Below are 9,184 nucleotides of genomic sequence, written 5' to 3'. Positions count from 1 at the left end.
CACCCCAACACGCCTTCAACTTCAACCACCTTTCGGCAACCTACTCTTGTCAGCGCAGCCTTAGATTGTATACCGAGAATTCAGCGACTTTTCTAAAACTTCGAAAGTTTTTTCAAACCTTCTTTCTCCACCGCCCAGAACCCCCAACAAGGACCTCCGTGCAGCGAAGCCCTCGACTATAGCACTGTTTTGAGGGGCCGCGCAAGAAGTTGGGAGAAAAGCGAGGATCAGGGCGCGAAAAGCAGCCCAGGGCTGCCGCCCTCCCCTTCTACCTTCTATATAGACACGGGTTCCTGGGTCGGTGCGCCTATGGGCATTCCCTGCTGCGCGCCCATCCAGCGGGGGGCGCGACCGCGCGTCAGCCCTTCGACACATGCAAAGTGCCCTGGCCCTCGATAATCCTCCCCCTATGGCACTTATCACTCTACTGGACGCCCAACTCGCATTCGGGCATGTTGCACTGCTGGACCACGCCGGCTTTTCCCTGGAGGCGAACGAACGCGTGGGACTGATCGGGCGCAACGGCGCCGGCAAGTCGTCCATGCTCAAGATCCTGGGCGGCATGGCCAAGCCCGACGATGGGTCGCTGCAGGTGCAGCAGGGCATCCGCATCGCCTTCGTGGCGCAGGAGCCGTCGCTCGACCCCGAAGCGACGATCTTCAAGGCCGCCTCCGAAGGCCTGCAGGCCGTGATTGCCGTACGCGACCAGTACCTCTCCGGAGCGGAAGGCCTGGACCTCGACGCCCTGCAATCCCAGATCGAGGCCTATGACGCCTGGAACTGGGAGCAGCGTGTGGAAGAAACCCTGCAGCGCCTGCACCTGGACCCCGAGGCCATCGTCGGCACCCTGTCGGGCGGCACCAAGAAGCGCGTGGCACTGGCACAGGCCCTGGTGGCCCGACCCGATGTGCTGCTGCTCGACGAGCCAACCAACCACCTGGACCTCGATTCCATCGAATGGCTGGAAGACCTGCTGCTCGATTTCCCGGGCAGCGTGGTCACCATCACCCACGACCGGGCCTTTCTGGACCGGGTTGCCACGCGCATCGTGGAGCTGGACCGCGGCCAGTTGCGCTCCTACCCGGGCAATTTCGCCCAGTACCAGATCCAGAAGGAAGAGCAGCTGGCGCAGGAAGCCGTGATCGCCGCCAAGGCCGACAAGCTGCTGGCCCAGGAGGAGATCTGGATACGCAAGGGTGTGGAAGCCCGGCGCACGCGCAGCCAGAGCCGCATCACCCGCCTGGAGCACCTGCGTGCACGCCGCGAGGCGCGGCGCGATGTGGTGGGCAGTGTGCGCATGGACGTGGCCACGGGCAGCGGCAATGGCTACCAGGGCAAGATCGTGGCCGAGCTCACCAACGTGAGCAAGTCGTTCGGCGACCGCACCATCGTGAGCAACTTCACGGGCACCATTCTGCGCGGCGACAAGGTGGGCCTGATCGGCCCGAACGGCGCGGGCAAGACCACGCTGCTCAAGATGATCCTGGGCGAGCTGGCGCCGGACACGGGCACCATCCGCCAGGGTGCCAACCTGCAGGTGGCCTACTTCGACCAGATGCGCCATGCGGTGAACCTGGACGCGACGCTGGAGGATTTCATCAGCCCCGGCAGCGAGTGGATCGAGATCGGCAACCAGCGCAAGCACGTCAAGAGCTATCTGAGCGATTTCCTGTTCTCCCCCGCCCGCGCGCACTCCCCTGTGCGCTCGCTCTCGGGGGGCGAGCGCAACCGCCTGCTGCTGGCCCGCCTGTTCGCGCGGCCGGCCAATGTGCTGGTGCTCGACGAGCCCACCAACGACCTGGACATCGACACCCTGGACCTGCTGGAGGAGTTGCTGGAGAACTACGAAGGCACTGTGTTCCTGGTGAGCCATGACCGCACCTTCCTGGACAACGTGGTGACCAGCACCATCGCCTCCGAAGGCAATGGCCTGTGGCGCGAGTACGAGGGTGGCGTGCAGGACTGGCTGCTGCAATCACGCCGCAGCCGCGCCGCAGCCGCGGTGGCGGCGGCCTCGGCCAAGCCTGCTGCAGCGTCGGCCAAGGAAGCGGCGCCCGCACCTGCGCCAGCCGCCCCCTCCAAGACCGAACAGACCTCCCGCAAGAAGCTGTCGTACAAGGAGCAGCGCGAACTCGACACCCTGCCCGAGCGCATCGATGCCCTGGAAAAGGAACAGGCGGAACTGCAGGCCTTGCTGGCCGACGGCAGCCTCTACGCCACCGATGGCGCCCGTGCGGCCCAGCTCGCAGCCCGGTCTGCCGAGATCGACGAGGAACTGATGGCGGCCCTGGAGCGCTGGACGGCGCTGTCGGCCTGATCAACGAGGGAGCGGGAAACCGCTTCAGTATGCTGTGGCGCACCCTGCGGGTAGGCACGCCCCAAGACCAGCGCCACCGTGGAACTGGCTTTGCCAGGCCACGGGTGGCGTCCCCCTGGGGGCTGAGGGCCGCGGCTCCAAGCCTGCCTGTGCAGGCTTGGACATGCCCGAAGAGCGGCCGCCTCTGGCGGACGCACCGTGGCGCCGAAGGCGACTCAGGGGGGGTCAGATTCTGTGGTGCAGGCGATCGGTCGCGCCGCGCAGGCGCGCGACCAGCGCTGGGGCGATCTGGCCCAGTGGCAGCACCTCATCCGATGCACCATGGGCAATGGCTTCGCGTGGCATGCCAAAGACGATGCAGGTGGCCTCGTCCTGCACGTAGTTGTAGCTGCCGGCGTCCTTCATCTCGCGCATGGCGGCGGCGCCATCGTTGCCCATGCCCGTGAGCATGATGCCGAAGGCATTGCGCCCGACCACGGCGGCACAGGATTTGAACAGCACCTCCACCGAGGGCTTGTGGCGATTGACCGGCGGGCCATCGTCCACCACGGCCACGTAGTTGGCGCCGCTGCGCGCCACATGGAACTGCGTGCCACCCGGTGCGATGTAGGCATGGCCGGGCAGGATGCGTTCGCCGTTCACGGCCTCCTTCACCGTGATCTGGCACAGGCCATTGAGCCGTGCCGCGAAGCTGGTGGTGAAGCCCGGGGGCATGTGCTGGGTGATCACGATGCCCGGCGAGTCGGCGGGCATGTGCACCAGCACCTCCTTGATGGCCTCGGTGCCGCCCGTGGAGGCACCGATGCAGATCAGTTTTTCGGTGGACAGGCGGCCCAGCAGGGTCGTGGGGGCCGCCGGTGCTGCCGCCCCCGTACCGGACGCATGCGGCGCTGACGCCGCGGCCTCGCGCGGTGCGGCGCGTCGCACCTGGGCCACAGCCGCCACGCGGATCTTGTCCACGATCTGGCTGGCCAGGTCATTGAGGCCGCTGGCCAGGCCCACCCGGGGCTTGGCCACGAAGTCGATGGCCCCGAGCTCCAGGGCCTTCATGGTCACCTCGGCCCCGCGTTCGGTCAGCGTGGAGATCATCACCACCGGCATGGGCCGCAGGCGCATCAGGCGGCCGAGAAAGTCGATGCCGTCCATGCGCGGCATTTCGACATCGAGCGTGATCACGTCCGGGTTCATTTCCCGGATCATTTCGCGCGCCACCAAGGGGTCGTTGGCCGTGCCGATGCACTCCATGTCCCGCTGCCGGTTGATGATCTCCGACAGCAGACTGCGGACCAGTGCCGAATCGTCCACGACGATCACCCGGATTTTCCTGCTCATTGTTCGCTCAGGCTTTCTTCGTCTTCATCAGTCAATCAAAACAGATCCACAGAACCACCCGAAGTGCTCTTGGCCACCGTCGCGGCATTCCCACGCACTTCCTCCAGGGTCTCGGGATGGGCATGGGCCAAGCGCTTGACCATGGCCTTGCCCGTGACCGGGAAGAACACCACCTTGCGGGGATAGATGTCCAGCACGTCCTCCGAGACGATGGGGATGCGCTCCGTGTGCAGGTAGTTGAGCACGAAGGTGGTGTTGCGTTCACCCACGTTCATGGTGGTGAAATTGTGCATCACCTGCGCCCCGCCAAAGATCTTGGCCTGCATGGTTTCGCGCCGTGCGCCGAGCTTGAGCATCTCGTTGATGAGCAATTCCATGGCGTACGAGCCATAGCGGCCCGAGGCATCGGCGAGGTCGCCATCGGGCAGCATGAAGTGGTTCATGCCACCGACATGGGCCCGGCTGTCCCACAGGCAGGCGGCAATGCACGAGCCCAGCACCGTCATGATGACCATGCTTTCATCGGCCACGAAATACTCGCCGGGCAGCACCTTCACGGCGTTGTGCTGGAAGTGGTGATCCAGGTAGAAGAAAGAGGCCTCGCCGGGCTTTCTGGAACGGGCCTTGAGCTCGCTGAGCGAGGACTCGCGCGGTGCCGTGCTGGAGGCATAGATGTCCGCGCTCAACGGTGCGATGCGTGGCGCCCTTCGGCGCTCCGGCGCTCCCGATGCCGCAGCAGCGGCACCGGGCGTGAAGGTGTTGGGCGTGGGGCCGGATTGGTAATTGGTCATGGGAGCTGTCTGGAACAAGTTCCTATGGGTGAACTGGGAAGCGGATCACCGGCGTTCATAGACCGTCTTGCCACGCAGGGTGAACAGATCGCGCGACTCGCTGAAATTCTCCGCGTGCCCCACGAACAGCATGCCACCGGGCTTGAGCACGCGGTGGATGCGCTCCAGCACCTTGCGCTGGGTGGGTGCATCGAAGTAGATCATCACGTTGCGGCAGAACACCACGTCAAACGGGTCCTTGAACGGCCAGTCGTCGCGGATCAGGTTCACGCTCATGAATTCGATGGCCCGGCGCAGCTCGGGCTTGGCCCGCACCATGCCATCGTTGCCACCCTTGCCCTTCAGGAAGAACTTCTGCAGGCGCTCCGGCCCCAGCCCCTTGAGGTTGTCGAGCCGGTAGACCCCCTGGGCCGCCGTGGCCAGCACCTTGGAGTCGATGTCGCTGGCCGTGAGCTTGAAGGAGGCATTGGCCCCCAGCGCCTCGAAGGCCGTCATGACGATGGAATAAGGCTCTTCACCGGTGGAGGCCGCGTTGCACCACACCTTCCAGGGCGTGTTGGCCGGCTTGCTGCGCAGCAGCGTGGCGAAGATCTCGAAGTGGTGCTGCTCGCGGAAGAAGGCCGTGAGGTTGGTCGTGAGGGCGTTGATGAACTCCTGCCACTCGGGACCATCGTGCTTTTCCAGCCAGCTCAGGTAGTCGTGAAAGCTGTTGTACCCCGTATCGCGCAGCCGGCGCGAGAGCCGGCTGTAGACCATGGCGTGCTTGCCGTCGTGCAGGCTGATGCCGGCGCGCTGGTAGATCAGGGCCTGCACGCGAGCGAAGTCGGCGTTGGTCCAAACGAATTCTCGCCCCTGCGCCAGCGGGCCCGATGGCGCGGGAGCGCTGGCAGCAGCTGCGGCGGCGGCACGCGCGCCGGCCGAGGAAACACTGGTGGTCTGGGGCATCATTTTGATCATCCGCTCGGAAGTCCATTTCGCTCCAAAAGGCCTGCAGACCCCTGTCTGCAGTTTGGCTTGCGGCCATCCACCTGGCTGGGAAAGCGTTGGCGCTCTTACTCCGCCGCTGTCACCAATCCCATGTCCACGCTGGACATCAGCTTCTCGATGTCCAGCAGAATCAGCATGCGCTCACCCACCGACCCCAGCCCCAGGATGCAGCTGTTGTCGATGGCACTTTCGATGTCGGGTGCCGAGCGGATGCTCTCGGGCGTGAGTTCCATCACGTCGCTGACCGAGTCCACCACGATGCCGACCACGCGGTTGCGCAGGTTCAGGATGATGACCACCGTGAAGCTGTTGTAGTCGGCCTGCGCGCAGTTGAACTTCAGGCGCATGTCCACGATGGGCACGATGGTGCCGCGCAGGTTGGTCACGCCCTTGATGAACTCGGGCGCATTGGCGATGCGCGTCGGCGGCTCGTAGCCGCGGATCTCCTGAACCTTCAGGATGTCGATGCCGTACTCTTCCTGGTCCAGCCGGAAGGTCAGGTATTCGCGCGCACCGGTCGGCGCGCTGTCTGCAGTCTTACCGATCACACTCATGGTGCGTTCTCCTTGTTAGCTGGGCGCATGCATTCCATGGACGCATCGCACCCGAATATCAGTGGCGGGCCCGGCGCACCAGGCCGCCCGTGTCCAGAATCAGCGCCACCGTGCCATCGCCCAGGATGGTGGCGCCCGAGACATTGGGCACCTTGCGGTAGTTGGTCTCCAGGTTCTTCACCACCACCTGGTGCTGGCCCAGGAGCTCGTCGACCAGCAGCGCCACGCGGCTGCCGTCGGCCTCCACCACCACCATGATGTTGCTCGACTTGTTGAGGTCGAAGCGCGGCACCTGGAAGATCTTCTCGAGCGCAATGACGGGCATGTACTCGTCGCGCACCTTGACCAGCTGCGAGCCCTGGGCCACGGTGCTGACATCGTCGGCGTTGACCTGGAAGGACTCCACCACCGAGGACAGCGGCAGGATGTAGACCTCGTCGCCCACGCCCACCGACATGCCGTCCATGATGGCCAGCGTGAGCGGCAGGCGCACCGAGACCTTCATGCCATAGCCTTCGGCGGAATCCACCTCGACCGAGCCGTTCAAGGCCGCGATGTTGCGCTTGACCACGTCCATGCCCACGCCGCGGCCCGAGACGTCGGTGACCTCTTCGGCGGTGGAGAAACCGGGCGCAAAGATCAGTTGCCACACGTCGGCATCGCTCATCTGGTCGGACACGTCCAGGCCCCGTTCCTGCGCTTTGCGCAGGATCTTCTCGCGCGACAGGCCACGGCCGTCGTCGCGCACCTCGATGACGATGGAGCCGCCCTGGTGCGAGGCCGACAGGGTGATGGTGCCCAGCTCGGGCTTGCCCTTGGCCAGGCGCTCGGCGGGCATTTCGATGCCGTGGTCGCAGCTGTTGCGCACCAGGTGGGTCAACGGATCGGTGATCTTCTCGACCAGGCCCTTGTCCAGTTCGGTGGCTTCGCCCAGCGTGACCAGCTCGACCTTCTTGCCCAGCTTGTTGGCCAGGTCGCGCAGCATGCGCGGGAAGCGGCTGAAGACGATGGACATGGGGATCATGCGGATCGACATGACCGATTCCTGCAGGTCCCGCGTGTTGCGGTCCAGGTCGGCCAGGCCGGCCAGCAGCTGCTGGTAGGCGCCGGCGTCCAGCCCGCGGCTGTTCTGCGCCAGCATGGCCTGGGTGATCACGAGCTCGCCCACCAGGTTGATGAGCTGGTCGACCTTGTTGACCGCGACGCGGATGGTCGTGGACTCCATCTGGGCCTGGGCTGCGGCCTTGGGCTCTGCCGCAGCCGCCGCCTTCGCCGAAGGCTTGGCGGCCGCACCGGCAGCAGGCGCCGAAGCGCTCGGGGCGCCGGGCGCGTCGGAGAAGAAGCCGTAGGCCACATCGGCACCGCCGGCCGGAGGCTCGCTTTCATGGATGGCCTGGTCGGGGTCGACCTCGGCCGCAGCAGTGGCCGCGGGCGCCTCGTCGCCGTCGATGAAGCGCACATGCTCCTTGGAGACATGGAAGGCGAACAGGTCGAGCAGGTCGTCGGTGGACGAGGTGGTCTCCACCGCGAACATGCGCACGCCGGCCTGCGTGCTGGGCAGGTCGCTGATCGAGCCCAGGCCGGGGATGTCGCGGAACAGTTCCTTGATGGTGTCGGCCTGCTCGGTCTTGTCCAGCGGGCCGATGTGGATCTGCAGCTTGCGCGGTTGTCCGGGCACATGGGCCTTGGGGGCCGGGGCGGGTGCGGCCACCACCGGGGCGGGCGCCGGAGCCGGGGCGGCGGCGGGTGCGGGCGCATCCTCGGGGACCACGCCCGCGGCCAGCTCGCTGATGCGCTTGACCAGGGAGGTGGTGGACACTGCCTCGCCCTGCCCGCCGGCCTGGTGGCGCGCCAGCAGGCTGCGCGAGGCATCGGCCGATTCGAGCAGCACATCGACCATCTGCGGGATCGGTTGCAGTTCGTGGCGGCGCAGCCGGTCGAGCAGCGACTCCATCTGGTGGGTCAGCTCGGCCACATCGGAGAAGCCGAACGTGGCGGCTCCGCCCTTGATCGAATGCGCGCAGCGGAAGATGCCGTTGAGCTCTTCGTCGTTCGCAGCGCTCAGGTCCAGGTCCAGGAGCATCTGCTCCATCTGGTCCAGGTTCTCGCCCGCTTCTTCAAAAAAGATCTGGTAGAACTGGCTCAGGTCGAAGTCAGCACCGCCTGCCCCTGATCCCTCTTGATAGCTTTCAGCCATGGTCGGCTCCTTTATACGTGGTGGTGCCCGTGCGCGCGTTTCAACGGATCACCTTCTGGATGACTTCGATCAAGCGGTTGGGATCGAACGGCTTGACCAGCCAACCGGTGGCACCGGCCGAGCGTCCCGCCTGTTTCATCTGGTCACTCGATTCAGTGGTCAGGATCAGGATGGGGATGGTCTTGAACTTGGGGTGCTCGCGCAGCTTGCGCGTGAGGCCGATGCCGTCGAGCCGGGGCATGTTCTGGTCGGCCAGCACCAGGTGGATGTCGTGGCTCTCGGCCTTTTCCAGGGCATCTTGCCCATCCACCGCCTCCACCACGTGGTAGCCGGCACCGGTGAGGGTGAAGGACACCATTTTCCGCATGGACGGTGAATCATCTACGGCAAGTATCGATTGCATTTAGGACTCCAACTGACTTGAATATATAGGTGAACCAGCGATGCCCGCTTCAAAATAGATCAATGGAACCGGCATCCATCTCGCTTTGCGTGACCGGATTGGGCCGATCCGGTGCCATTTCGGCAAACGGCGCAGCCTCCTCGCCCTCTTCATGTCCCATGGCCTCGGAGGCCAGTCGGAACGCGCAGCCCTGCAGCACCTTGGTGGTGTGCCAGATGAGCTGTGAAGCCATGTCCTGGAACTGCAGCTCGGTGACGGCACTGCGCAGCGCATCGCGCGCGGCCGCCAGCTCGGGCGAATCCGCCACGAAGGCATCGTTCAGGACCGCATTGGCCTCGCCAAAGCGCTCCAGCAGATTGTCCGTGGCATGGTTCAACAAGCCTTCCAGGCGGTGCAGGTCGTGCATGACGACCAGCAGGGAATCCTGCAGTTCTGCTGCCACCATGACCGGAACCTGAACTGCCGGCCCAGTTGATGTTGATAGCGTAGATTGCATTGTTTCTCCATAGCAACAAGCAGACCAGGGTCCGGGGCCTTGTAACAGGCAGCCCGCGCTGGCAGACCCCGCCAACCCTTGCAAAAACCCCGACATTGCGTTCTATT

The 9,184-nt window shown here is 65.0% G+C and carries 8 protein-coding genes; 1 reads left to right on the top strand and 7 read right to left on the bottom strand.

What is annotated here, in order from left to right; all coding sequences use genetic code 11:
• Positions 1–409 precede the first annotated feature (409 nt).
• Positions 410–2,317 (top strand): ATP-binding cassette domain-containing protein, encoded by a 1,908-nt coding sequence (locus tag AC3WOH_RS29495; protein WP_492232848.1) that lies wholly within the window; start codon positions 410–412, stop codon positions 2,315–2,317.
• A gap of 225 nt (positions 2,318–2,542) precedes the next feature.
• Here the strand turns inward: AC3WOH_RS29495 and AC3WOH_RS29490 are convergent, their stop codons facing one another.
• The 7 genes from AC3WOH_RS29490 to AC3WOH_RS29460 form a co-directional block, all read right to left on the bottom strand.
• On the bottom strand, positions 2,543–3,649 hold the full coding sequence (locus AC3WOH_RS29490; RefSeq protein WP_492232847.1) for a protein-glutamate methylesterase/protein-glutamine glutaminase: 1,107 nt from the start codon (positions 3,647–3,649) through the stop codon (positions 2,543–2,545).
• Between the two features lie 35 nt (positions 3,650–3,684).
• Complete coding sequence (gene cheD, locus AC3WOH_RS29485; RefSeq protein WP_311773846.1) at positions 3,685–4,440, bottom strand: chemoreceptor glutamine deamidase CheD; 756 nt, start codon at positions 4,438–4,440, stop codon at positions 3,685–3,687.
• Positions 4,441–4,485: 45 nt separating this feature from the next.
• Entirely contained in the window at positions 4,486–5,385 is a 900-nt protein-coding gene (locus tag AC3WOH_RS29480; protein ID WP_492232854.1) for a CheR family methyltransferase, read from the bottom strand.
• Between the two features lie 107 nt (positions 5,386–5,492).
• Positions 5,493–5,981 carry a chemotaxis protein CheW gene (locus AC3WOH_RS29475; RefSeq protein ID WP_184860612.1) on the bottom strand — a complete coding sequence of 163 codons (489 nt, stop codon included), beginning with the start codon at positions 5,979–5,981 and terminating at the stop codon, positions 5,493–5,495.
• A gap of 58 nt (positions 5,982–6,039) precedes the next feature.
• Positions 6,040–8,178, bottom strand: a complete 2,139-nt coding sequence (locus AC3WOH_RS29470) for a chemotaxis protein CheW (RefSeq protein WP_492232846.1) — start codon at positions 8,176–8,178, stop codon at positions 6,040–6,042.
• A 40-nt stretch (positions 8,179–8,218) separates the two neighbouring features.
• On the bottom strand, positions 8,219–8,581 hold the full coding sequence (locus tag AC3WOH_RS29465; RefSeq protein WP_007853722.1) for a response regulator: 363 nt from the start codon (positions 8,579–8,581) through the stop codon (positions 8,219–8,221).
• A 49-nt stretch (positions 8,582–8,630) separates the two neighbouring features.
• Entirely contained in the window at positions 8,631–9,077 is a 447-nt protein-coding gene (locus AC3WOH_RS29460; protein WP_184860608.1) for a hypothetical protein, read from the bottom strand.
• Positions 9,078–9,184: the final 107 nt, after the last annotated feature.

The sequence above is a fragment of the Acidovorax sp. FW305-C-20-28 genome (assembly GCF_058783375.1).
Note: the sequence above shows the minus strand (reverse complement) of the source record. Positions and strands in the feature narration are given on the sequence as shown.

Coding starts and splice junctions, on each gene's coding strand:
- AC3WOH_RS29465 (WP_007853722.1), bottom strand. CDS start 8,581: ATGCAATCGATACTTGCCGTAGATGATTCACCGTCCATGCGGAAAATG.
- AC3WOH_RS29475 (WP_184860612.1), bottom strand. CDS start 5,981: ATGAGTGTGATCGGTAAGACTGCAGACAGCGCGCCGACCGGTGCGCGC.
- AC3WOH_RS29490 (WP_492232847.1), bottom strand. CDS start 3,649: ATGAGCAGGAAAATCCGGGTGATCGTCGTGGACGATTCGGCACTGGTC.
- AC3WOH_RS29480 (WP_492232854.1), bottom strand. CDS start 5,385: ATGCCCCAGACCACCAGTGTTTCCTCGGCCGGCGCGCGTGCCGCCGCC.
- cheD (WP_311773846.1), bottom strand. CDS start 4,440: ATGACCAATTACCAATCCGGCCCCACGCCCAACACCTTCACGCCCGGT.
- AC3WOH_RS29495 (WP_492232848.1), top strand. CDS start 410: ATGGCACTTATCACTCTACTGGACGCCCAACTCGCATTCGGGCATGTT.
- AC3WOH_RS29460 (WP_184860608.1), bottom strand. CDS start 9,077: ATGCAATCTACGCTATCAACATCAACTGGGCCGGCAGTTCAGGTTCCG.
- AC3WOH_RS29470 (WP_492232846.1), bottom strand. CDS start 8,178: ATGGCTGAAAGCTATCAAGAGGGATCAGGGGCAGGCGGTGCTGACTTC.